Below are 23,154 nucleotides of genomic sequence, written 5' to 3' on the forward strand. Positions count from 1 at the left end.
CGAGCGAGTTGGCGCGCTTCGGCGAAAATCGGCGTTCAGCGGAACCTTGTCCGACCTTCGAAGGAACCGGCGATCAGTTCCAGGTCCGAATCATCGCGCGCTGTTTCGGCCAATCGGCAGAGAACGGCCTCTTGCGCTGCGGCCAGCCGCGCGACCGGCACCCTGAAGGGCGAGCAACTGACGTAATCCAGCCCCGCGCGCTGGCAGAAGGCGATGGATTCGGGATTTCCGGCGTGCTCGCCGCACATGGCGACGGTGATGCCCGCCTTGTGCGCCCGCGCCCGCTGGGCGCCGATCAGGACAAGTTCGCCCACGCCGTCCTGGTCGAGGATATGAAAGGGGTCCTCGGCATAGACCCCTTGCGCGACATAGCTGCCCATGAAGCGGGCAGCGTCGTCGCGCGACAGGCCATAGGTCATCTGGGTCAGGTCGTTCGTGCCGAAGGACAGAAAGGCGCAATGTTCGGCTATGTCGCCCGCCCGCAAGGCGGCGCGCGGCGTTTCCACCATAACGCCAAGGCGATAGGTGAACTCGGCGCGGCTTTCGGCGCGGACGGCGGCGGCGATGCCCTCGATCCGGTGGCGGACCATCTCGACCTCGCGCATGGCACTGACCAGCGGGATCATGATCTCGGGCACGACGCTGTGGCCGTCGCGGCCGACCTCGACCGCGGCCTCGAAGATGGCCCGGGCCTGCATCTCGTAGATCTCGGGGACGGTGATGCCCAGCCGCACCCCGCGCATCCCCAGCATGGGGTTGTATTCGGTCAGCGCCTCGACCCGGCGGACCACGTCCGACAGCGGCAGGTCCAGCGATTCGGCCAGTTCGCGCATCCCCTCCCGGTCATGGGGCAGGAACTCGTGCAGGGGCGGGTCGAACAGGCGGATGGTGACGGGATAGCCGTCCATGATGCGGAACAGGGTGGTGAAATCGCCCCGCTGCATCGGCAGCAGGCGGTCAAGCGCGAGGCGGCGGTCCTCGGCCCGGTCGGCGAAGATCATCTCGCGCATTGCGGGCAGGCGGGCGTCGTCGAAGAACATGTGTTCGGTGCGGCAAAGGCCGATGCCCTGGGCGCCGAAGCGGCGGGCGCAGGTCGCGTCCTGCGGCGTGTCGGCATTGGCACGCACGCCCATCGTGCGGGCGGCGTCGGCCCATTCCAGCAACTGGTTGAAGCTGTCGTCCAGCGCCGGTTCCAGCATGGCGGCGGCGCCTGCGAGGATCTCGCCCGAGGTGCCGTCCACGGTGATCTGCTCGCCTTCGCGGAAGCTGCGCTCGCCCACGCGCATCACCCGCCCGCGCACGTCGATATGGATGCCGGATGCGCCGACGATGCAGGGCAGCCCCAGCCCCCGCGCGATGACGGCGGCGTGGCTGGACATGCCGCCGCGTTCCGTCAGCACCGCGACCGAGGCGTGCATCCCCCGGATATCCTCGGGCAGCGTCTCGCGGCGGACCAGCACGCAGGATTCACCCCGCGCCGCTGCGGCCTGGGCGGCGGCGGCAGTGAATACGATGCGGCCGGTCGCGGCGCCGGGGCTGGCGGCCATGCCGCCGGTGATGACGTCGCGGGGCGCGCGGGGATCGACCTGGTGGTGCAGCAGGTCGGTCAGCGCCCGGGGCTGAACCCGCATCAACGCCTGTTCCGGCGGGATGATGCCGTCAAGGGCAAGCCCCACCGCGATCCGCACCGCCGCGCGCGAGGACCGCTGCACCCGCACCGCGTCGATCAGCGACAAGCGGCTGTCGGCCACGACGAACTCGATCTGCATTTCTTCGCGCAGCCGCTCACGGGCGGCGACGCCGAAGCGGACGAGGTCGGCGAAGACCTCGGGCGCGGCCTCCTCCAGCGAGGGGCCGCGCGGGTCGCGGGTCAGGTAGATCGACTCGGCGTCGTGGCGTTGCGCCCGGCCCTGCGTCTGGCCGCGGAAGCGCCCGGTGATCCGCGGCGTGCCGGTCACGCTGTCGATGAACTGGATGGTGCCCGAGCCGGTGACGCCCGGCCCCATGGCCAGCGCCATGTCCTGCACGACCAGGCCCAGTGGCGCATCCGCAGGGGCGCCCTTGGCCTGCCGCAGCAGCCGCGCTGTCGGGCCTTCCCATGCGCGCGCCATGGACCGCAGCACCTCGACCAGTTGCCGCTCGGGGTCCTGCGGGAACTCCTCGTCGGTCTCGTCCTGGTAGTTGTCCAGCGCCTCGGCCAGGGTCGCGGTCGAATCGCTGAACATGTCGGGGTCGAGCCGGGCGACATGGATCGCATAGGCCTGCACGAAGCCGCGATACAGCGCGTCCGCCGCCTCGACACCAAGCCTCCGGGTCAGCTCGGCATGGCGGGCAGCGTTCATGCCGACGTTCAGGACCGATCGTGGCCCGCCCCATTCCGGGTCCAGCGCCGAGGGCCGCACCCCCAGCAACCCCCCGGTGCAACCGATCAGCCGCCCGAGATCGGCGCCGGGCAGCGGACGGCCCGCGGCGATGGCGCGGACGGCGGCGACGGGAATGGCGAAGCTGCGCGGCACCGGCAGGTCCATGCGGATCAGCCGTTGCAGGCACTTGGCGCGCCAGCCGTGCAGGGCGGTCTCGACCCGCGCAGAGGAGGTGATTTCGGTGATGGTCGTGTCGCTGGGCTGGTCCATGGCCCGGCACCCTAAGCCCGGCCCGGTTCCGCGGGCAAGAGAGAACGCGGCGGCTTCAGGCGGAAAGCTCGACCCAGACGGGAACGTGGTCGCTGGGCTTGTCGCCCGCGCGCTGGTCGCGATCGATGCCTGCCCCCCGCATTAGGTCGGCCGCCTGCGGCGACAGCAGCAGGTGGTCGATGCGGATGCCGTTGTCGCGTTCCCAAGACTGGCGCTGGTAATCCCAGAAGGTAAAGGGGCCGCGGGTGGCATGGGGGTCCGTGATGCGGATCGCGTCGGTCCAGCCCTGGTTGACGATCCGGCGGTAGGCCGCGCGGGTTTCGGGCAGGAACAGCGCGTCGTCCACCCAAGCCTCGGGCCTGGCGGCGTCGCGGGGTTCCGGGATGACGTTGTAGTCGCCCAGCATCACCACCGGGGTTTCACCCGCCAGCAGCTCGGCCGCGCGCAGGCGCAGCCGTTCCATCCATGCCAGCTTGTAGTCGTATTTCGGCCCCGGCACGGGGTTGCCATTCGGCAGATACAGCCCCGCCACGGTGACGGCGTGATGATCGCCCATCACCACGGCCTCGATCCAGCGGGCCTGTTCGTCCGTCTCGTCGCCGGGCAGGCCGCGCCGGACCTCTTCGACGGGCAGGCGCGACAGGACGGCAACGCCATTCCAGCTTTTCTGGCCGTGGGTCCAGACGCGCCAGCCCAGGTCCTCGATGATCTCGGCCGGGAAGCCCTCGTCCACCGACTTGATTTCCTGCAGCACCACGACATCGGGCTGCGCCTCGGGCAGCCAGGCCACAAGCTGGTGCAACCGCGCCTTGATCCCGTTGACGTTGAAACTGGCGATCTTCATGGGCGCGACCCTAGGGCGGGACCGCAGCCGGGGCAAGGCGAGGCGCAGGAACCGGCCGCGCCGGCGAGGATTGAACATGCTGAACTAGCAGAGGATCAAGGCCATGTTCCAGCTTGAAACCCCCATCCTTGAACTGATCGCGCGGGGTGCTTTCCTGTTCATCCTGTTCATGACCCTGTTCCGGCTGCTGCCCCGCCGCACGGGGGGCGAGCTTGCGCCCATGGATCTCGTGTTCCTGCTGCTGGTCACCGAGGCCGCGGCCCATTCGCTGGGGGACTACACCTCGCTGGCGGACGGCTCGGTGATGATCTTCACGCTGATCGCGCTGAACTACCTGACGAACCGGCTGTCCTTTCACTTCCCCTGGTTCGAGCGGGTCGCGGAACATTCGCCCCTGCAGATCATCAGGGACGGCAAGACGATCCCGCGCAACCTGCGCAAGGAACTGATCACGCCCGAAGAACTGATGGGCCACCTGCGCCTGAACGGCGTGGGCGACATCTCGCAGGTCATCAGCGCCCATGTCGAGGGCGACGGACGGCTCAGCGTGGTGACGAAAGGCGGCGAGGGCGGAGGAGAGGCCGAGGACAGTGAAAGCCGCGCCTGACAGGCGGCCTCGCGGCTACTCGACCGCGACCGGGGGCGTGACGATCAGCTTGTCGATCCGCATGGCGTCCATGTCCGCGACCTCGAAGGTCCAGCCCTCGTGCTGGAACACCTCGCCGGTGCGGGGGATGCGGTTGATGAGCGCCAGCACCATGCCCGCCACGGTGTTGAAATCGCCGTCGGGCGCGGGAAAGCCCGTCTCGCCCGCGAATTCGTCGGCGCTTTCGCCGCCCGACACCAGCCAGGACCCGTCCGCGCGGCGCACCATGTCGGGCTCGTCGCCCTCGGCGGCGGCGAAGTCGCCGGTGATCGCCTCCAGCAGGTCCATGGCGGTGATGATGCCCTGGAAATGCCCGTATTCGTCATAAACCAGCACCATGCGCGAAGGGGTGACGCGCATCACCTCGATCACCGACAGGGCGTCGGCGGCGTCCAGAACCGTCGGCGCCTCGCGCATCAGCGCCCGCAGGTCGGGGCTTTCGACCCCGAGCAGGTCGCGCAGCGCCACGACGCCCAGAATCTCGTCGTCCGAGCCTTCGGTTATCGGCAGGCGCGAGAAGCGGGCGGCGCGGGCCTTTTCCATCACAACCTCGGGCGGGTCGTTCACATCGATCATTTCGACATCCCGGCGGGGCGTCATCATGGCGGCGGCGGATCGATCGGCGACGCGCATGACGCCTGCGATCATGCCGCGTTCGCCTTCCATCAGGACGCCCGCCTGCGTCGCTTCGGCGATGGTCATGCGGACTTCCTCGTCGGTGATCGCCCGGTCCGAACTGCCGCCAATGCCGATCAGCCGCAGCACGAGCCGCGCCGCCGCATCCAGAAACCAGACCAGCGGCGTCCCGATCTTTGCCACCATCCGCATGGCCGGGGCAACGCGGGCGGCGATGCGTTCGGGGTTCGCCATGGCGATCTGCTTGGGCACAAGCTCGCCGATGATCACCGACAGCGCGGTGATGGCGGCGACGACCAAAAACACGCCCAGCGATTGCGCAACGCCGTAGGGCACGCCCGCCGACACCAGCGCCGCGCCTGCGCGGGCGCCCAGCGTGGCCCCGGACACGGCGCCCAGCAGGACGCCGACAAGAGTGATCCCGATCTGCACGGCCGACAGGAACTTGCCCGGCTGTTCCAGCAGGTCCAGCGCCGCCTGCGCGCCGCTGTCGCCCTTTTCGGCCATGCTGGTCAGCCGGGCGGGACGCGAGGACACCACCGCCAGTTCGGACATCGACAACAGGCCGTTCACGATGGTGAGGGCGACGATCAGCAGGATTTCAAAGAACATGGGGCGTCAGATCGAAAAGGACGTGCCGCAGCCGCAGGAGGAACTGGCGTTCGGGTTATCGATCGTGAAGTGTGCGCCGATCAGCTCGTCCGACCAGTCGATCCGGGCGCCGGCAAGGAAGGGCAGCGAGACCGGATCGACGACCACGCGCTGGCCCTCGGCTTCAAGGATAAGATCGTCCGAGGCCGGTTCATCCATGCGGATGTCGTACTGAAAGCCAGAGCAGCCGCCGCCCAGGACGGCGACCCGCAGCGCCGGCCCCGGTCCGCCTGCGTTGATCTCTGCCAGCCGCGCGAAGGCGCGGGGCGTGACCATCGGTGGCAGGTTCATGGGGCGTTCCCGTTTCGTTGAGGTTTTACAGACTATAGGGTCGCGGGTGCCTTGCTGCAAGGAAGCCCGATGGTCGCCGTCCTGCCTGCACCCTATGCCTGCCAGCCGGAAGAAAGCCGCGGCCGTCTTTACCCCGAGGAACTGTCCACCTTCCGCAGCCCGTGGCAGCGCGACCGCGACCGCATCATCCATTCCTCGGCCTTCCGGCGGCTCAAGCACAAGACCCAGGTTTTCGTGGAACATGACGGCGACGAATACCGCGGCGATTATTACCGCACCCGCCTGACCCACACGATCGAGGTGGCGCAGGTCGCCCGCACCATCGCCGCCGCGCTGGGCCTGAACACCGACCTCGCCGAGGCGGTGGCGCTGGCCCATGACCTGGGGCACCCTCCCTTCGGCCATACCGGAGAGGATGCGCTGGCCGCCCTGATGGCCCCCTATGGCGGCTTCGACCACAACGCGCAGGCGCTGCGGATCGTGACGCGGCTCGAACGCCATTACGCGGGCTTCGACGGGCTGAACCTGACATGGGAGACGCTGGAGGGCATCGCCAAGCACAACGGTCCCGTGGCCGCCCCCTACCCCTGGGCGCTGGCCGAGGTGAACGCGGCCTGGGACCTGCGCCTGTCCACCTTTGCCAGCGCCGAGGCGCAGGTTGCGGCCGTGGCCGATGACGTGGCCTACAACCACCACGACCTGCATGACGGGCTACGCTCGGGCCTATTCACCGAGGCCGACCTGATGGAACTGCCGCTGATCGGTCCCGCCTTCGCCGAGGTGGACCGCCGCCATCCCGGCCTTGAAACGATGCGCCGCCGGCACGAGGCCCTGCGCCGCGTCTTCGGCGTCATGGTTGAGGACGTGATCGCCGTGGCCCAGGGCCGGATCGAGGCCGCCCAGCCGCAAAGCGCCGAGGCGATCCGCGCCATGGACGGTCCGATCATCCGCTTTTCCAAGCCGCTGTATCAGAGCCTCAAGGCGATCAAGCAGTTCCTGTTCCAGCGGATGTATCGCGCGCCCTCGGTGATGGAGGAACGCGCCCGGGTCACCGTCATCCTGAACGCGATCTTCCCGATGATGCTGGACGACCCCCGCCTGATGCCCGGGGACTGGCAGGCCGAGGCGCTGGGCGCGGGCGACCGCACCGCCTGCGCCCGCGTGGTGCTGGACTACATCGCCGGGATGACCGACCGCTTCGCCATTGCGGAATGGCGGCGGCTCACGGGCGGACAGGGCTGAACCTCAGCGCAGGAAGATCAGCGCCATCCCCGTGACAGCGACCAGCGCCCCGGCCCAACTGGCGGCAGGCGGGCGCTCGCCGGTGACGATCCACAGCACCGGCAGGATCAGCACCGGCGACAGCGCCCACAGGGTGGACACGATCCCCACCTTGCCCCCTTGCAGCGCGAACAGCAGCAGCGTCATGCCCACCACCATCGCCAGCAGCCCCGAGGCCACGATCTGCGCCGCACCCCTGCCCGACAGCCGCCCCAGAGGCCGCGCCGCACCCAGCGGCAGCCGCGACAGCGTTCCCAAGCACAACGCACCCACCATCACCCGCACCAGCGAGGCCACCATCGGATCAAGCCCCGTCGCCATCGCCGGCCGCGCGATCAGCGACCCCGACGCCTGCCCCAGCGCCGCCAGCAGGCCCAGCGCCACGCCCTGCCAGATCGGGCCATGCACCCGTTCCAGATGATTTGTCGGCGCCCGCCCCAGCACGCAGATCGCGACGCCCGTGGCGCACAGCACCACCCCAGCCACACCCTGCGGCGCCAGCGTTTCCCCAAGAACCAGCCAGCCAAGCAGCGCCGCCATCGGCGCGTTCATTGCAAACAGCGCCCCCGTGCGGCGCGGCCCCAGCCTGCGCAGGGCGAAGAACAGCACCGTGTCGCCCATGAAGACGCCGACGAATCCCGACAGCGCCAGCACCGGCAGCAAGGCGGGATCGGTGCCCCGCCATGCGCCCGAGACAAGCACCAGCGCCGCCAGCACCAACGTGACAAAGCACTGCCGGTAGAGGTTGAAGGCGAATGGCCCGACCTCGGCCACCGGCCGCGCGGCCAGAAGCCCGGTCAGCGCCCAGCAGACCGCCGCGCCGAGTGCCGCAAGCTCGTGTATCGGCACCTGTCGCCCGTCCCCTGCCCGTTTGCGTCCCTGCTAGCGCCCGGATTGAACCTCGGCAACGTCCCCCGCGTTGGGGGGCGAACCAACTCAGGAGAGGCGACATGGCGATCACCAAAACCGGCTCGGCCCGCTGGCAAGGCGGCATCAAGGACGGCAAGGGCGAGGTCTCGACCGAATCCGGCGCGCTGTCGGGTCTGGCCTATGGCTTCAACACCCGCTTCGAGGGCCAGCCCGGCACCAACCCCGAGGAACTGATCGGCGCCGCCCACGCCGCCTGCTTCAGCATGGCGCTGTCGGGGCAACTGGAAAATGCGGGGGTGAAGGACGCGCGGATCGAAAGCTCGTCCGCCGTGACGATCGAGAAGCAGGGCGACGGCTTCGCCATCACCAAGGCGCACTTGACGGCCCATGTTTCGGGCCAAGGCGACGAGGCCGCGATCCGGCAGGCGGCCGAGGCGGCAAAGTCAGGCTGCCCGGTCAGCAAGGTGCTGAATGCGGAAGTGACGATGGACCTGACGGTGGGTTGAGGGTCAGGAGATGATTTCCAGTTTCGCCGGACCTTGGGCCGCGAAAGCATGAACAGCTTGGCTTAGCTGATCTTGTAGTGAGACTGGCGCGGAAAAAATGAACAGCACGTTGGGGCTGGTCCGCGCCCGGAGGACGGGAAGGCACTCGTCCTCCGGGAATGTCATGGCAAGCCGTGCTCTCACTGCCTGCGCCCGTTTTATCGGATCACACTGTCGAGCAAACTGGATCGTCACCGCGATCTTCCCGGCACTCCGATAAGCGGCAACCTCGCGGAAGAAAGCATATCTTTTTGACGTTGCAGCGGTCATGGACTGGACTTCCAATCCAACATCCGGGTCAAGAAACACCAGATTGGCCTCACGCAGCCGTTCGAGCGCCTGCGCGTTCCACTCAGGTCTGAGTTCAATCGACGGAACAGGATCGTCGAAAAGCATCGTTCCGGTAGGAAGTGCGCCACTGTCCGCTAGCGTTTCGAAGCTTCGGCATTCGGATGCCCCAAAAACCGCCAACCGGGCTTTGAGGTCGTCGTCCCACGACCAATCCTGCCCTGAGAGATGCTGGCGCTTCTCTCCATGCCCAGCCTCTGCGGCAATCGAGAGCGCATCCGGGCAAGTGAGATACCAATTGATCCCGATTCCCAAGCCCATTTGAGAACCAAGAAATCTGAGAAGCGAGTATTTGACGAAATCGTGACTATCGCCCAGATACCTCTCTTGCATTACACCATCATTTCCTTCGTCGCCGTCAGCTTCAATTCAGGATGATCCCGCACGACCCGGTCGATGTCCCACTGCAGCCGGGTCAGATACACCACATCGCCGTCGTTGTCCGTCGCCATGTGCTGCTTGTTCGTCTGCGCGAACTTCTCGACCGCCTCTTTCGGGCCGGACAGCCAGCGGGCCGAGGTGAACTGCGAGGCCTCGAACCGCACCGGCAGGCTGTATTCCTGCTCGATCCGGCTCGCCAGCACGTCGAACTGCAGCGCGCCGACCACGCCCACGATGAAGCCCGAGCCGATCATCGGCTTGAAGACCTTGGCAGCACCCTCCTCGGCGAACTGCATCAGCGCCTTTTCCAGATGCTTGGCCTTCATCGGATCTCCCGCGCGCACCGTCTGCAGCAGTTCCGGCGCGAAGGACGGGATGCCGGTGAAGCGCAGCGCCTCACCTTCCGTCAGCGCGTCGCCGATGCGAAGCTGGCCGTGGTTGGGGATGCCGATGATGTCGCCGGCCCAAGCCTCCTCGGCCAGTTCCCGATCGGCGGCGAGGAACAGGACCGGGTTCGACACCGCCATCGGCTTCTTCGACCGGACGTGCAGCAGCTTCATCCCGCGCTCGAAATGCCCCGAGGCGAGGCGCACGAAAGCCACCCGGTCCCGGTGCTTGGGGTCCATGTTGGCCTGCACCTTGAAGACGAAGCCGGTGACATCGCCTTCCTCGGGCGCGATCTCGCGCTCGGCGGCGTTCTGCGGCTGGGGCTGCGGCCCGAACTCGCCGATGCCCAGCATCAGTTCCTTGACACCGAAGCTGTTGATGGCGCTGCCGAACCAGATCGGGGTCATATGGCCTTCGAGGAAGGGCTTGCGGTCGAAGGTAGGCAGCAGTTCGCGCGCCATCTCGACCTCTTCCCGCAGCTTTTCCAGCAGGTCGGCGGGGATGTGCTCGGCCAGCCTCGGGTCGTCGAGACCAGTGAGGCGGATCGATTCCGCCACGCGGTTGCGGTCGGCGCGGTCCATCAGCTCCAGCCGGTCGTGCAGCAGGTCATAGGTGCCCAGAAAATCGCGGCCCGAGCCGATGGGCCAGTTTGCCGGGGCCACGTCGATGGCGAGGTTTTCCTGGATCTCGTCGATGATCTCGAAGGTGTCGCGGCTTTCCCGGTCCATCTTGTTGCAGAAGGTCAGGATCGGCAGGTCGCGCATCCGGCAGACCTCGAACAGCTTCCGGGTCTGGCTTTCGACGCCCTTGGCCCCGTCGATCACCATGATCGCGGCGTCCACTGCGGTCAGGGTGCGATAGGTGTCCTCGGAAAAGTCCGAGTGGCCGGGCGTGTCCACGAGGTTGAAGCGGTAAGGCCCGAAGTCGAAGGACATGGCGGATGCGCTGACGGAAATCCCCCGGTCCTGCTCCATCTTCATGAAGTCGGACCGCGTGCGCCGCGCCTCGCCCTTGGCGCGGACCTGGCCCGCCATCTGGATCGCGCCCCCGAACAGCAGGAACTTCTCGGTCAGCGTGGTCTTGCCGGCGTCCGGATGCGCGATGATCGCGAAGGTCCGGCGGCGGGCGATTTCGGGCGGCAGTTGGGGGCGATTGTCCAGCATGGGCGGCATGTAACCTTCAACGCCGCGCCCCGCAACGGACCGAACCGCCCGAAAGCCACATGACTCTTCGGACGGTTCTCAAATATCCCGGGCTTCCGAGCGCCCGGAGGACAGTCCAGTGGACTGTTTTCAGCAAGGAAGGCCATGGCAGTGGCGAGCGGGGCAGCGCCCCGGCCCAGCGGTCAGGCCCGCACCAGCGCCTCGTAGCTTTCGGCGATCTTCCGCGTCGTCGGCCCCACCTGGAAATGCCAGTTCTCGCCGATCTGGGCGACAGGCGTGACCTCTGCGGCCGAGCCGGTCAGAAAGCATTCCTGAAAGCTCTCCACTTCTTCGGGCAGGATGTGGCGCTCGTGCACGGCCATCCCCTGATCCTTGCACATCTGGATCACGGTCTGCCGCGTGATGCCGTTCAGAAAGGCGTCGGCCAGCGGCGTGTGGATCTCCCCATCACGCACGAAGAAGACGTTGGCCCCGGTCGCCTCGGCCACATAGCCGCGATAGTCCATGAACAGCGAATCCGAGCAGCCCTTCTTCTCGGCCGCGTGCTTGGACATGGTGCAGATCATGTAAAGCCCCGCCGCCTTGGCCGCCGCCGGGATCGTCTCGGGGCTCGGCCGCTTCCACTTCGAGATGTCGAGCTTCGCGCCCTGCCACTTGGCGTCGCCGTAATAGCTGCCCCATTCCCAGGTGCAGATGGCCAGCCGCACCGGGTTATGGCTGGCGGCCACCCCCATGTCGGGCCCGGCGCCGCGGAAGGCCAGCGCCCGGACATAGGCGTTGGTGAAGCCGTTGGCCTCAAGCACCGCGCGCTTGGCCTCGCAGATCTGCTCGGGCGTCCAGGGGATGTCCATGTCGATCAACTCGCCCGACTTCAGCAGGCGCTCGGAATGCTGTCGCGACTTGAAGATCTTGCCGTCATAGCAGCGCTCGCCCTCGAAGACGGCGCTGGCATAGTGCAGCGCATGGGTCAGGACATGGACCTTGGCATCGCGCCAGTCGACCAGTTCTCCGTCCATCCAGATCTTGCCGTCGCGGTCTTCGTAGCTGCCTGCCATGATCCCCATGAGCCTCGTGATTTGCGAATGTTTCGCGCGACCCTGCCGCGAAGGGCAAAAAGTTGCGTCAGATGCAAGGGGTAGAGATTGATTCTTGGAAAGTCAACAACACTGCCCTATCCTTGGCCCAACCCTCGGCAACAAGGATGCGGCAACCCGGAATGAGAAGCGACCCCCATCCCATTCCCGGCGGCGAAAGCCTGCTGTTCCTGACCGACGACCAGATCCGGCGTGGCATCGAGGCGATGTATTTCGCCTATCGCGCCTTCACCTCGGACCCCGACCTGATCCTTGAAGAAATCGGCTATGGCCGCGCCCACCATAGGGCGCTGCACTTCATTACCCGCGATCCGGGCCTGACCGTTACCTCGCTGCTGGCAGTGCTGGGCGTGACCAAGCAATCCCTGAACCGCGTGCTGCGGACGCTGATCGAGGACGGGCTGGTGGACAGCCGCATCGGCCGCCGCGACCGGCGCGAGCGCCAGCTTTACCTGACCGAGAAGGGCACGGCGCTGGAACGGCGGCTCTCCGAGGCGCAGCGCGCCCGCGTCCGCGCCGCCTATCGCGCCGCCGGGCCGCAGGCGGTCGCCGGTTTCCGGCAGGTGCTGGAGGCGATGATGGACGGCGAGATGCTGGGCCAGTTCCGCGCCTTGCGCGAAGCGCCGGAACAGCGCCTCGTTCCCCGCCGCACGGGGGCCACGGGATGAGCAATCCCGACGCTCACCTTCTGATCGTCGATGACGACGAACGCATCCGCACGCTGCTGCGCCGCTTCCTCGTGCGCAACGGCTATTACGTCACGACTGCCAAGGACGCCGCACAGGCCCGCCGCCTGCTGGCAGGGCTGGAGTTCGACCTGATCGTGCTGGACGTGATGATGCCGGGCGAGGACGGGATCACGCTCACCCGATCGCTGCGCCGCCACAGCCAGACCCCGGTCCTGCTGCTGACCGCCAAGGGCGACACCGACGACCGGATCGCGGGACTGGAATCCGGGGCGGACGACTACCTGCCCAAGCCCTTCGAGCCGCGCGAGCTTCTGCTGCGGATCGCCGCCATCCTGCGCCGGATGCCTGCGGTCGAGAACCGGGGTCCCAAGTTCCTGACGCTCGGCCCCATGCGCTTCGACACCGCCAAGGGCGAGTTGTGGAGCGGCGACACGCCCATCCACCTGACCGGCAGCGAGCAGACCCTGATGCGGCGTCTGGCCGAAACGCCGGGCGAGGCCGTGGACCGCCCCACGCTGATCGAGGAACTGGGCCGCGAGCCGGACGACGCGGGCGAGAACTCGGACCGCGCCATCGACGTGCAGATCACCCGCCTGCGCCGCAAGATCGAGCCTGACCCGCGCGAGCCGCGCTACCTGCAGACCGTGCGCGGCGCGGGCTACATGCTGGTGCCGGATTGAACCCGGATGCCTGCGTCGCCGTCGCAGCGGGGGGGGATTCCTTCCCCCGGGCTGTGCCCCCGGCTTGCTGAAAACAGTCCATCGGACCCATCAGGCGGAAAAACAGCCATGATGGCTGTTTTCTGATCCGCTGTTGTCCGGGCGCTGGCCAGCCCCGGATGATGTTCAGGCAAAGACGAAAGCCAAGCACAGGCCGTCACGCCAGCGGCACCTGGTCCAGCAGCCTTGCCAGATACATTCCGTAATCGGTCTTCCCGAACTTCTGCGCCTGGGTGCGCAGTTGCACGTCGCTGATCCAGCCCTGCTGGTAGGCGGCCTCGTCGGGGCTGCCCGACTGCATCCCCTGGCGCTCTTCCAGTGTGCGGACAAAGTTGCCGGCGTCCAGCAGGCTGCTGTGGGTGCCGGTGTCGAGCCAGGCGAAACCGCGGCCCATGCGCTCGACGGTCAGCCGGCCCTCGTGCAGGTAGGTTTCCAGCAGGGTGGCAATCTCCAGTTCGCCACGTTCCGAGGGCGTCACGTCGCGCGCCCGGCGCGAGGCATCGGCGTCGAGGAAGTAAAGCCCGGTGACCGCATAGTTCGAGGGCGGCACCGCGGGCTTCTCGATGATCTGCACGGCCCGGCCCCTGTCGTCGAAAGCCACGACGCCGTAGCGTTCGGGATCGGCCACGTGATAGCCGAAGACCGTCGCCTCCTGCCGTGCGTCGGCCTGCGCCAGCATCTCGGTCAGCCCGTGGCCGTGGAAGATGTTGTCGCCCAGCACCATCGCCGAGGGCGCCCCGGCAAGGAACTCCTCGGCCAGGACATAGGCTTGCGCCAGCCCCTCGGGCCGGGGCTGCACGATCCAGGTCAGTTCGATCCCCCACTGTCGGCCGTCGCCCAGCAGCCGCTGGAACTGCGCCTGGTCGTCGGGGGTGGTGATGATCGCAATCTCGCGGATGCCGGTCAGCATCAGCACCGACAGGGGATAATAGATCATCGGCTTGTCATAGACCGGCAGAAGCTGCTTCGAGACGCCCAGCGTGATCGGGTAAAGGCGGGTGCCCGAACCCCCGGCCAGGATGATGCCCTTGCGGCGGCTCATGCGGAAAGCTCCTGAATGACGCGATCGAGCCCTGCCCGCCAGTCCGGGCGCGCGATGCCGAAGGCGCGGGTGATGGCGCCGCAGTCAAGGCGCGAGTTCAACGGCCGCCGCGCCGGGGTGGGATAGGCGCTGGTCGGGATGTCCACGACCTGCGGCGCGAGACCCGAGCGGGCGAAGATCTCGCGGGCGAAATCAGCCCAGCTCACGTCGGGCGCGCCCGCGAAGTGATAGAGGCCGCCCTTGGCCGGATCGGCCACCATCGCCCGTGCCATCGTCAGAAGGGCACCCGCGATGTCACCCGCGGGCGTCGGCCCGCCGACCTGGTCGGATACGATGGTCAGCCGCTCGCGCTCGGCCCCCAGCCGCCGCATGGTCCTGACGAAATTCGTGCCATGCGCCGAGAAGACCCAGCTTGTCCGCAGCACCGCCCATTGCCCGCCGGCGGCAGCGATGGCGCGCTCGCCATCGAGCTTGGTCTGTCCATAGGCCCCAAGCGGGCCGGTTGGCGCCTCCTCGCGGCGCAGCGCCTCTCCCGAGCCGTCAAAGACATAATCCGTCGAGACATGAAGAAACGGGATGCCCGCCTCGGCACAGGCGGCGGCCATGGCACCCGGCGCCCGGGCATTGACCAGCCGGGCAAGCTCCGGCTCCGTCTCGGCCCGGTCCACCGCGGTATAGGCCGCAGCGTTGATGACACAGGCGGGGCGGACCTCTCGGATCAGCGCGGCGCAGGCGGCCGGATCGGCCAGGTCGGCCTCGTCGCGGCCGACGAAGCGCGCCTCGGGCGCAAGCCGCGCGAGTTCCCGCGCCACCTGCCCCGTGCGGCCGAAGATCATCAGACCGTCCATCGTGGATTCTCCCTCAGGGGCTTCATCCTGGCCCAAATACCCATGCGCTCGCGCAACCTCAGCCCGCCCCCAGCCGCCTGCCCACGCCCTGTCGGGCCAGCAGCGGGCGCCACCAGTCCTCGTTCTCGAGATACCAGGCGACGGTGCGCTTCAGCCCTTCCTCGACCGTGACCGAGGGGCGCCAGTCCAGTTCGGTGCGGATGCGAGTCGGGTCGATCGCATAGCGCCGGTCATGGCCCGGGCGGTCAGTCACGAAGCGGATCAGGCGGTCATGCGGGCCGCCTTCGGGCCGCATATCGTCCAGATGCGCGCAGATGGTGCGCACGAGGTCGATGTTGCGGGCCTCGTTCTCGCCGCCGATGTTGTAGCTGCGGCCGACCGCGCCCTGTTCGAGGCACAGCAGCAGCGCATCGGCGTGGTCCTCGACATACAGCCAGTCGCGCACATTGCCGCCATCGCCATAGACCGGGATCTCGCGCCCGTGCAGGGCATTGAGGATCACCACCGGCACCAGCTTCTCGGGGAAGTGGAAGGGGCCGTAGTTGTTGGAACAGTTCGTCAGCACCACCGGCAACCCGTAGGTCTCGTGCCAGGCGCGCACCAGATGGTCGGATGCCGCCTTGGACGCCGAATAGGGCGAGCGCGGGTCGTAGGGCGTAGCTTCCGTGAACTGCCCTGTCTCGCCGAGCGATCCGAAGACCTCGTCGGTTGAGATGTGATGAAAGCGGAAGCCCTCGGGCCTGCCCTCGCGCGTCCACCAAGCCCGCGCCGCTTCCAGCAGGTTACAGGTGCCGGTCACATTGGTCTCGATGAAGGCGCCGGGGCCGTCGATCGAGCGGTCCACGTGGCTTTCCGCGGCGAGATGCATCACCGCATCCGGCCGGTGCGTCGCGAAGACGCGATCCAGCGCCGTGCGGTCGCGGATGTCGGCCTGCTCGAAGGCGTAGCGCGGGCTTCCCGCCACCGAGGCCACGTTCTCAAGGTTCGCCGCATAGGTCAGCGCGTCGAGGTTCACGACCTCATGCCCGCGCCCGACCGCCAGCCGCACCACCGCCGAGCCGATGAAGCCCGCACCGCCCGTCACGAGGATCTTCATGCCGCCCCCTCGAAGGGTGATTGCCAGTCGACGAAGGGCACCGCGGCCCGGTCCTTCTCGGACAGGATCGGCCGGGCCACGCCCCAGTCGATGCCGAGGCTGTCCCAGCGCACCGCCCCATCCGCCGCACGGTCGTAATGGCCCGTGCACTTGTAGACGACCTCGGTGTCGTCCTCGCGCGTGACGAAGCCATGCAGGAAGCCCGGCGGCACCCAGAGCTGGCGGCCGTTCTGAAAGCTCAGCTCGACCCCCACCCATTGCCCATAGGTTTCGCTGCCGCGCCGCCCGTCCACCGCCACGTCGTAAAGGGCGCCCCGCCCGCAGCGCACCAGCTTGCCCTGCGCAGAGGGGGGCGCCTGGTAATGCAGCCCGCGCAGCGTGCCCGCCTTGGCCGAGAGCGAGTGGTTATCCTGCACGAACGGGGGCAGATGCACCCCCGCCTCCTCCAGCGTCCGTCGGTTCCAGCTTTCCGAAAAGAAGCCCCGGTGGTCGCCGAACCGCGCAGGCGTCAGCACCAGAACCCCCGACAGGGCCGTCTCCTCGATCCGCATCCCAACCTCTCGATCCCAGTCGAACGGCGCTTGCCATTTTTCCCGCAAAAGGGAAAGCCGCGTGCAACCAGGACGGTCATGCGGACCGCCGGATAGGGAGAGCTGTCCATGCGAATCGTCGGCGGCCGCCTGCGCGGGCTGAAACTGGCCGAAGTCGGCGCGGGCGATCCCGCCGCGCATCTGCGCCCCACCAGCGATCGGGTGCGCGAGGCGATCTTCAACCTCGTCCTCAACAGCCACGGCTTCCCGATCGAGGGCGCGCAGGTGCTGGACCTCTTCGCCGGAACCGGGGCGCTGGGCCTCGAGGCGCTGTCGCGCGGCGCGGCCCGGGTTGCCTTCGTGGACGAGGGCGCGAGCGCCCGCGCCCTCTTGCGGGCGAATGTGGAAAAAGCCCGGGCCATGGGCGCGACCGATATCTGGCGGCGCGATGCCACCAATCTCGGGCCGAACCGGGGCGCGGGCTATGACCTCGTCTTCCTCGACCCTCCCTATGGCCAGCGGCTGGGCGAGGCCGCGCTTTCCTCGGCGCTGGCGGGCAACTGGCTGGCCCCCGAGGCGCTGGTGGTGTGGGAGGAGGACACCGCCCCCCTGCCCCCCGAGGGCCTGACCCGGATCGACCAGCGCCGCTACGGCGACACGCTCGTCACCCTGTTGCGTGCGGCCTGACCCGCTTCGCTCACTTAGGGTCTTTCTCCATCGCACGAATATCCCGGTGGTGCGGGGGCTGTCCCACGGTCCGGCGCCCCGGTCCGCTCAGACCTTCGGCCGGAACGCCACGATCCGCGCCGGGTCTGTCTCGATCCGGGCGGCGCCGATCAGGTCCAGGCAGTAGGGCACGGCCGCGAAGACCGCGTCCAGGCAGGTGGCGATGGCGGCGGGCTTGCCGGGCAGAAGGATCATCAGGCAGGCGTCACGGATGCCTGCCGTCTGCCGCGACAGGATGGCGGTCGGCACCCCTTCGGCCAGGCTCGCGCGGCGCATCTCCTCGCCGAAGCCTGCCAGTTCCTTTTCGATCACCTCGGCCAGCGCCTCGGGCGTCTCGTCGCGGGGGGCGGGGCCGGTGCCGCCGGAAATCAGGATCAGGTCGGCGCCCTCGCCTTCCGACAGCCGCCGCAGGGTCGCCGCCACCCCCTCGCGTCCGTCAGGAATGACATGGCGGGCGATGTCGGCGGGCGAGGTCACGACCTCGCGCAGCCAGGCCTCGACGGCCGGGCCGCTGCGGTCCTCGTATTCGCCGCGGCTGGCACGGTCGGACACGGTCACGATGGCAATGCGGGCGGTCTGGCGCTGGGTCACGTCGGGGCTCCGGCAGGGTGGGGTGCGCGCATCCTGCCCCCTTCGCGCGCCGATTGAAACGGCGTTTCCGCGGCAGGGTGGCGATGGGGCGGCGTTGCCCCGGCCCCGCAATCGTGCCAGAGAATGGGGAAAAGCACAGCCGGATGGCCGCGATGACAGATTTCCAGGAACGCCGCACGACAATGGTGGACACCCAGGTGCGCACGAATGACGTGACCAAATACAACGTGATCGCGGCGATGCTCGAGGTCCCGAGAGAGCAGTTCGTCCCCGACAGCCGCCGCGACGTCGCCTATATCGGCGAGAACGTGGACCTGGTCCGCGGCCGCGTGCTGCTGGAACCCCGGACGATCGCCAAGATGATCGACGCGCTGGACATCCAGCCGACCCAGCTCGTGCTGGATGTGGGGGCGGGCTTCGGCTACTCGGCCGCGGTGGTGGGGCGGCTGGCGCAGGCCGTCGTGGCGCTCGAGGAAGACGCCGAGATGGCGGCCGAGGCGACGCGGCGGCTGGCCGCGGCGGGTGGCGACAACGTCGCGGTGGTTGCCGGGCCGCTGGCCGCGGGCCACCCGGCCGAGGCGCCCTATGACGCCATTTTCGTCGAAGGCGGCATCGAGGAGATGCCCGCCGATCTTGCCGCGCAACTTGCAGAAGGAGGTCGCATCATGGCGCTGTTCCGCGAAGGCGCGCTCGGGGTGGTGCGCCTCGGCATCAAGCTGGATGGCGTGATCACCTGGCGCTACGCCTTCAACGCCAGCGCTCCCGTCCTGCCGGGCTTCGCCCGCCGGGCGGAGTTCTCGCTGTGAGGGGGCGGCGTCTTCTGGCCGCGGCACTGGCGCTGGGCACCGCCTTGTCGTCGCTGCCGGCTTGGGCCGAATCGCTGGCCGATACCATGGTGGGGGCTTATCGCCACTCGGCCCTGCTGGAACAGAACCGCGCCCTGCTGCGGGCGGCGGACGAGGACGTGGCGCAAAGCATGGCCGCGCTGCGCCCGGTCGTGCAATGGGCCGCCTCGCATAATTTCCAGCAGGTGGACGGGATCGAGGCCGTCGCGACCACGCTGGAACTGGTGGGGCAGATGACGCTGTATGACTGGGGCCGCGGGCAACTGGCGATCGACATCGCCAAGGAACAGGTCCTCGCCACCCGCGAATCGCTGATCTCGGTGGAACAGGACATATTGCTGACCGCCGTGCAGGCCTATCTGGACATCCGCAGCGCCGAACAGCAGGTGGCGCTGCAGAACAACTCGGTCGGGCTGCTGACGCGCGAACGGCAGGCGGCGCAGGACCGCTTCGACGTGGGCGAGATCACCACCACCGACGTGGCCCTTGCCGAGGCGCAGCTTGCCGCAACCCGCGCGAGCCTTGCCTCCGCTCAGGGCCAGCTTCAGATCGCAGGCGAGAACTACCGCAACGCCGTGGGACGCGAGCCGGGCGATCTCGATCCGCCGCCGCCCCTGCCTGCGCGCCCCGCCTCGGTCGAGATCGCGCGGGATACCGCGCGCCGCACCCATCCGGCGATCCGGCAGGCGCAGCGCGCCGTCGCCGCCGCCGAACTGGGCGTCGCCGCGGCCGCGGCCGAACGCCGCCCGCAGCTCACGGGCTCGGTGGGGCTTGGCACGACGCGGGCACCGGGTCGGACGCTGCTCGGCACGGGCGACCAGGATAACACGACGACGCTCAGCGCCGGGGTGCAGGCCAGCCAGACCATCTACTCGGGCGGGCGGCTTCCCGCCGCGCATCGCCGGGCCATGGCGCAGCGTGATTCGGCCCGCTCGGCGCTGCTGGACACCGTGCGGCAGGTCGAGCTGGTGCTGGGTACCGCCTGGGCCAACATCGACGTCGCCCGCGCCCAGATCGGTTCCATCGAGGAACAGATCTCGGCCGCCGAACAGGCCTATGAAGGCGTGCGCGAGGAAGCCACCCTTGGCGCGCGCACCACGCTGGACGTGCTGGACGCCGAACAGGACCTGCTGGAAGCGCGGGCCGACCGGATCACGGCGGAAGCCAACCTGCAGTTAGCACATTATCAACTTCTGGCCGCTATGGGTCTGCTGACGGTAGAGCACCTTCAGCTTGGGATCCCCACCTATGACCCATCGGCCTATTACAACGCGGTGCGCGACGCCCCCTACACCAGCACGCAGGGCCAGAACCTCGACCGCGTGCTGCGCGCGATCGGCAAGCAGTAAGGCGGCGCGGGCGACCGACGCCACCCTTGCCGGGGGCGTCGTGGCATGAGCGTTCCTCGCCCCAGGATCGAACGTCCCGATGACATGGGCGACGTTCTGGCCGAGATCCGCCGGCTGGTCGCACGCGGCGGCCCCGCCTCCCAGCTTGACCAAGGGCCGATGGTGGTGACCGCCCGCGTCACCGCCGGCACCGGGGACGAGCGGCAGCGGAACCCGGCGCAGTCCCTTGCCCTGTCGGTGGAACTGCCGATGTCGGGATCGGCGCAACCGGCCTCGGCCAGCAGGACATTCCCGGCGGACTCGACCAGCGTCATTGTCAAGGATGGCAGGCAAGCGCCCGCCCCCGGTCCGGTTGCCGGCGACAAGGTTGCGCCCTTCCGACTTGACCCGGATGCGATGGTTCCTGCGGCCGGGCAGGGAGGCCCGCTGCGCCTGACCCCCAGACCGGCCGCAAAGGACGATGCCGGTGCTGACGCGGATGCGGATCATCCCCCCATGTCCGCGATTCCGGCACCGCCGGCCAGCCCCGTCCACAGCATCTTTCTGCCTCCCGCCGACACGCAACCGGCGCGGCCCGCCGTGGGACCCTTGATGCCGCCAGCCGCCGAAAGGCCGTGGCCTGCCGGCTCGGACATCGCGCCGGAACCGCAGCCGCCGCTACCCGCCCCGGATGGCACGGCGCCGACAACATCCGGTCCGCGCACAGGCGAGCCGGCCGACACCCTTCTTTCAAACGGAAAGCCTGACATGCAAGCCCATGCGAACAGCCCCGCCGCCTCGATGCACGCCGACCCTGTTTCCGGCCGCTTCCCCCAGGGCGTGGGCGAGGGCCTGCCCGGCGACGAGGAAAACCCCCTTCGCGCCCTGCTGCGCGAGGTCGTGCGCGAGGAGTTCGCGGGCGAGTTGACGCGCAGTCTCGACGACAACCTCCGCCGCATGGTCCGGGCCGAGATCGCAGCCGCCCTGACCGAGGCGCTGGTGCGCCCCCCGCGCGGCTGATCGTGCCGCGGCATCGCGCCTTGTCAGCATTTGCAAGGCGCTGACAACAAGACGCGGCGGGATCGACAACGGATTCCGCTGCCACCCAGCCGCCCAATTGCACAAAGCCATATCGGGCCGGCACCGGGCTACTGCATCCCATCGGCGTCTCCAACGGCGCTGGAGCCAGCGGGGAAAAAAGCCGCCGGTGCTTCAAAGGTAGTCCTCGGGGTCCACGCTGTCGAAGCCGTTGCGGACCTCGAAATGCAGAAGCCCGCTGCTGCGTGCCGCGCCGATGGTCTGGCCGCGGCTGACCGAATCGCCCTTGTTCACCGACAGCTTGTCCACGCCGGCATAGACCGTCATCAGCCCGTCGTCATGGCGGACCACCACGATCGGTATTCCGTCCGTGTCGCGGGTCACGGCCGCGACCGTGCCGCTGCCTGCCGCCTTGATGGGTGAACCGGGCGCGGCCGCGATGTCGATGCCCTCGTTCGTGCCCTTCCTGTAGGCGCGGGCGATCGAGCCGCTGGCCGGCATGGCGAACTTGCCGCTGCCCGAGGCCGCGGTGCGGGTGCTGCCCAGATCCGGGGCGGGCGCCCTGGGCGCCGGGGCGCTTGCGGGGCGGGTCTCCTCGCCCGGCAGGGGCTGCGCAGAGGACGGCGGGCGGGGTGTGGCCGAGCCGACGCCGGGGGCGGTCACGACATTGGCCGTGGTCACCGCGCCGCTGGCGGGGATGGCCAGGCGCTGGCCCACGCGCAGGCTCATCGTCTCGGGCAGCCCGTTGGCGCGGGCGAGGTCCTGGACCGGGACTCCGTAGCGCCGGGCGATGGACCATGCGGTTTCGCCCGCCACCACCGTATGCAACCGTGCGCTTGCCACGGCACCCCCGCCCGATGGGGCCGCGGATGTCGTGGGCGCGCCTGCGCCCTGAACCGCGGGCTGGCGGACGCCCTGACCGGCGAAGGGGTCCGAGACCTGCGCCGTTCCACTGCCCGCAGCCGCAGTCGTCCCCGCAGCCGCAGCGCCGCGCGGCCATTGGATCTGCGGCATCTGCAGCCGGCCGAGGCCGGCCACGGTCATGGAAGGGCCGGCGCCCGCCGCGCCGGGGGCGGAGGCCGCACCGGGAACGGGCGCCGCGCCGGGGGTCGCCCCCGGCGGCTGCGTGCATCCTGCCAGCGCCAGCGCCAGCGCCAGCGCACAGACCCCGGCGCGCCCGGCAAGGAAACCCAAACCCGCGCGGTCCTGCCCCCGCGCCGCGACTGAAATGGTCATCTGCCCGTCCTCATCGTCTTCTTGCGGGGGTCATGTCTGTCCCAACCCCTCGACCAGCGGCACGAACCGCACCTGCCGCAGCTCGTCATAGGCATAGCCCGTTTCCGTCCGCGTGACGCGGATCAGGGTCTGCACCGCGTCCGACTGCCCGACCGGCACCACCATGATACCGCCCACCTTCAGTTGCGACAACAGCGGGCCGGGGGGGTCCTCGGCCGCGGCCGTCACCATGATGCGGTCGAAGGGCGCCTGCTCGGGCAGCCCGAAGGAGCCGTCTGCGACCCGCGCCGTGATGTTGGTCAGCCCGACGCGGCGGAAGACCTCCTCGGCCTCGACCACCAGCCGGCGGTGGCGGTCCACCGTCATCACCCGGCGGCACAGGACCGACAGCACCGCCGCCTGGTAGCCCGAGCCTGTCCCGATCTCGAGCACCATGTCGCGCGGCCCCACGTTCAGCGCCTGCGTCATCAGCGCCACGACCGAGGGCTGGCTGATCGTCTGCCCGCAGGCGATGGGCAGGGGCGTGTCCTCGTAGGCGCGATCCTCGAAATGGCCGCGCACAAAGGCGCCGCGGTCGATCCGCTCCATCGCGGCCAGCACGCGGGGGTCGGTCACGCCGCGCGAGCGCAGGGCATACAGGAAGCGCATCTGCCGCTCGGCCGGGCCTTCTTCATCGCCGGGAGGGTCGGCCATCAT

General features: G+C 68.8%; 24 protein-coding genes. 9 read left to right on the plus strand and 15 right to left on the minus strand.

Going from position 1 to position 23,154, the window contains the following annotated elements; genetic code table 11:
- Positions 1 to 35 precede the first annotated feature (35 nt).
- On the minus strand, positions 36 to 2,633 hold the full coding sequence (locus H5395_RS08760; protein WP_182792193.1) for a putative PEP-binding protein: 2,598 nt from the start codon (positions 2,631 to 2,633) through the stop codon (positions 36 to 38).
- A 55-nt stretch (positions 2,634 to 2,688) separates the two neighbouring features.
- Positions 2,689 to 3,477, minus strand: a complete 789-nt coding sequence (xth, locus tag H5395_RS08765) for an exodeoxyribonuclease III (protein ID WP_182792194.1) — start codon at positions 3,475 to 3,477, stop codon at positions 2,689 to 2,691.
- A gap of 103 nt (positions 3,478 to 3,580) precedes the next feature.
- Here xth and H5395_RS08770 point away from each other — a divergent pair, with 103 nt between their 5' ends.
- Entirely contained in the window at positions 3,581 to 4,084 is a 504-nt protein-coding gene (locus tag H5395_RS08770) for a DUF421 domain-containing protein (protein ID WP_182792195.1), read from the plus strand.
- Between the two features lie 15 nt (positions 4,085 to 4,099).
- On the opposite strand, the gene H5395_RS08775 is transcribed toward H5395_RS08770, so the two are convergent.
- Both H5395_RS08775 and H5395_RS08780 read right to left on the minus strand, forming a co-directional pair.
- On the minus strand, positions 4,100 to 5,371 hold the full coding sequence (locus H5395_RS08775; RefSeq protein ID WP_182792196.1) for a hemolysin family protein: 1,272 nt from the start codon (positions 5,369 to 5,371) through the stop codon (positions 4,100 to 4,102).
- 6 nt (positions 5,372 to 5,377) lie between these two features.
- On the minus strand, positions 5,378 to 5,701 hold the full coding sequence (locus tag H5395_RS08780) for an iron-sulfur cluster assembly accessory protein (RefSeq protein WP_182792197.1): 324 nt from the start codon (positions 5,699 to 5,701) through the stop codon (positions 5,378 to 5,380).
- 81 nt (positions 5,702 to 5,782) lie between these two features.
- On the opposite strand from H5395_RS08780, the gene H5395_RS08785 reads away from it, so the two are divergent.
- Positions 5,783 to 6,943: a deoxyguanosinetriphosphate triphosphohydrolase gene (locus H5395_RS08785; RefSeq protein WP_182792291.1), complete on the plus strand. Its 1,161-nt coding sequence runs from the start codon at positions 5,783 to 5,785 to the stop codon at positions 6,941 to 6,943.
- A gap of 3 nt (positions 6,944 to 6,946) precedes the next feature.
- Here the strand turns inward: H5395_RS08785 and H5395_RS19455 are convergent, their stop codons facing one another.
- On the minus strand, positions 6,947 to 7,831 hold the full coding sequence (locus tag H5395_RS19455; protein ID WP_182792198.1) for a DMT family transporter: 885 nt from the start codon (positions 7,829 to 7,831) through the stop codon (positions 6,947 to 6,949).
- 107 nt (positions 7,832 to 7,938) lie between these two features.
- Here H5395_RS19455 and H5395_RS08795 point away from each other — a divergent pair, with 107 nt between their 5' ends.
- Complete coding sequence (locus H5395_RS08795) at positions 7,939 to 8,358, plus strand: OsmC family peroxiredoxin (RefSeq protein WP_305798480.1); 420 nt, start codon at positions 7,939 to 7,941, stop codon at positions 8,356 to 8,358.
- A gap of 3 nt (positions 8,359 to 8,361) precedes the next feature.
- Here the strand turns inward: H5395_RS08795 and H5395_RS08800 are convergent, their stop codons facing one another.
- The 3 genes from H5395_RS08800 to H5395_RS08810 all read right to left on the minus strand — a co-directional run bounded on the left by H5395_RS08800 (position 8,362) and on the right by H5395_RS08810 (position 11,731).
- Positions 8,362 to 9,078, minus strand: coding sequence for a hypothetical protein (locus H5395_RS08800; RefSeq protein ID WP_182792200.1), 717 nt, complete (start codon positions 9,076 to 9,078; stop codon positions 8,362 to 8,364).
- The gene (locus tag H5395_RS08805) at positions 9,078 to 10,676 is read right to left on the minus strand and encodes a peptide chain release factor 3 (protein WP_182792201.1); all 1,599 of its coding nucleotides are present in this window, start codon (positions 10,674 to 10,676) and stop codon (positions 9,078 to 9,080) included. Before H5395_RS08805 ends, H5395_RS08800 begins: the two co-directional genes overlap by 1 nt.
- A gap of 182 nt (positions 10,677 to 10,858) precedes the next feature.
- Positions 10,859 to 11,731 (minus strand): branched-chain amino acid aminotransferase, encoded by an 873-nt coding sequence (locus H5395_RS08810; protein WP_182792292.1) that lies wholly within the window; start codon positions 11,729 to 11,731, stop codon positions 10,859 to 10,861.
- 161 nt (positions 11,732 to 11,892) lie between these two features.
- On the opposite strand from H5395_RS08810, the gene H5395_RS08815 reads away from it, so the two are divergent.
- Both H5395_RS08815 and H5395_RS08820 read left to right on the plus strand, forming a co-directional pair.
- Positions 11,893 to 12,438: a MarR family winged helix-turn-helix transcriptional regulator gene (locus tag H5395_RS08815; RefSeq protein ID WP_182792202.1), complete on the plus strand. Its 546-nt coding sequence runs from the start codon at positions 11,893 to 11,895 to the stop codon at positions 12,436 to 12,438.
- Positions 12,435 to 13,139, plus strand: a complete 705-nt coding sequence (locus tag H5395_RS08820) for a response regulator (protein ID WP_182792203.1) — start codon at positions 12,435 to 12,437, stop codon at positions 13,137 to 13,139. The genes H5395_RS08815 and H5395_RS08820 overlap by 4 nt, the downstream gene beginning before the upstream one ends.
- 196 nt (positions 13,140 to 13,335) lie before the next feature.
- Here H5395_RS08820 and rfbA read toward each other — a convergent pair whose 3' ends face one another.
- Genes rfbA through rfbC form a run of 4 tightly spaced genes read right to left on the minus strand, consistent with a single transcriptional unit; the run spans position 13,336 to position 16,715 of the window.
- The gene (gene rfbA, locus H5395_RS08825) at positions 13,336 to 14,220 is read right to left on the minus strand and encodes a glucose-1-phosphate thymidylyltransferase RfbA (protein ID WP_182792204.1); all 885 of its coding nucleotides are present in this window, start codon (positions 14,218 to 14,220) and stop codon (positions 13,336 to 13,338) included.
- Positions 14,217 to 15,068 carry a dTDP-4-dehydrorhamnose reductase gene (gene rfbD / locus H5395_RS08830; protein WP_182792205.1) on the minus strand — a complete coding sequence of 284 codons (852 nt, stop codon included), beginning with the start codon at positions 15,066 to 15,068 and terminating at the stop codon, positions 14,217 to 14,219. Before rfbD ends, rfbA begins: the two co-directional genes overlap by 4 nt.
- A gap of 58 nt (positions 15,069 to 15,126) precedes the next feature.
- Positions 15,127 to 16,164, minus strand: coding sequence for a dTDP-glucose 4,6-dehydratase (rfbB, locus tag H5395_RS08835; RefSeq protein ID WP_182792206.1), 1,038 nt, complete (start codon positions 16,162 to 16,164; stop codon positions 15,127 to 15,129).
- On the minus strand, positions 16,161 to 16,715 hold the full coding sequence (gene rfbC, locus H5395_RS08840; protein ID WP_182792207.1) for a dTDP-4-dehydrorhamnose 3,5-epimerase: 555 nt from the start codon (positions 16,713 to 16,715) through the stop codon (positions 16,161 to 16,163). Before rfbC ends, rfbB begins: the two co-directional genes overlap by 4 nt.
- 108 nt (positions 16,716 to 16,823) lie before the next feature.
- Between rfbC and rsmD the strand changes: the two genes are divergently transcribed.
- Positions 16,824 to 17,381, plus strand: coding sequence for a 16S rRNA (guanine(966)-N(2))-methyltransferase RsmD (gene rsmD / locus H5395_RS08845; RefSeq protein ID WP_182792208.1), 558 nt, complete (start codon positions 16,824 to 16,826; stop codon positions 17,379 to 17,381).
- 87 nt (positions 17,382 to 17,468) lie between these two features.
- Here rsmD and mog read toward each other — a convergent pair whose 3' ends face one another.
- A complete protein-coding gene (gene mog / locus H5395_RS08850) occupies positions 17,469 to 18,011 on the minus strand; it encodes a molybdopterin adenylyltransferase (RefSeq protein WP_182792209.1) in 543 nt (180 codons plus the stop codon).
- A 152-nt stretch (positions 18,012 to 18,163) separates the two neighbouring features.
- Here mog and H5395_RS08855 point away from each other — a divergent pair, with 152 nt between their 5' ends.
- Genes H5395_RS08855 through H5395_RS08865 form a run of 3 tightly spaced genes read left to right on the plus strand, consistent with a single transcriptional unit; the run spans position 18,164 to position 21,204 of the window.
- Positions 18,164 to 18,817 carry a protein-L-isoaspartate O-methyltransferase gene (locus H5395_RS08855; protein ID WP_182792293.1) on the plus strand — a complete coding sequence of 218 codons (654 nt, stop codon included), beginning with the start codon at positions 18,164 to 18,166 and terminating at the stop codon, positions 18,815 to 18,817.
- Positions 18,814 to 20,205, plus strand: coding sequence for a TolC family outer membrane protein (locus H5395_RS08860; protein WP_234450794.1), 1,392 nt, complete (start codon positions 18,814 to 18,816; stop codon positions 20,203 to 20,205). Before H5395_RS08855 ends, H5395_RS08860 begins: the two co-directional genes overlap by 4 nt.
- Before the next feature lie 45 nt (positions 20,206 to 20,250).
- Positions 20,251 to 21,204, plus strand: a complete 954-nt coding sequence (locus tag H5395_RS08865) for a hypothetical protein (RefSeq protein WP_182792210.1) — start codon at positions 20,251 to 20,253, stop codon at positions 21,202 to 21,204.
- A 192-nt stretch (positions 21,205 to 21,396) separates the two neighbouring features.
- On the opposite strand, the gene H5395_RS08870 is transcribed toward H5395_RS08865, so the two are convergent.
- Together H5395_RS08870 and H5395_RS08875 are read right to left on the minus strand one after the other, a co-directional pair.
- Positions 21,397 to 22,458, minus strand: coding sequence for a M23 family metallopeptidase (locus H5395_RS08870; protein WP_200559376.1), 1,062 nt, complete (start codon positions 22,456 to 22,458; stop codon positions 21,397 to 21,399).
- A gap of 30 nt (positions 22,459 to 22,488) precedes the next feature.
- Positions 22,489 to 23,151: a protein-L-isoaspartate(D-aspartate) O-methyltransferase gene (locus H5395_RS08875; RefSeq protein WP_182792296.1), complete on the minus strand. Its 663-nt coding sequence runs from the start codon at positions 23,149 to 23,151 to the stop codon at positions 22,489 to 22,491.
- Positions 23,152 to 23,154: the final 3 nt, after the last annotated feature.

The organism is Paracoccus sp. MC1854, from assembly GCF_014164635.1.
GTDB lineage: Bacteria > Pseudomonadota > Alphaproteobacteria > Rhodobacterales > Rhodobacteraceae > Paracoccus.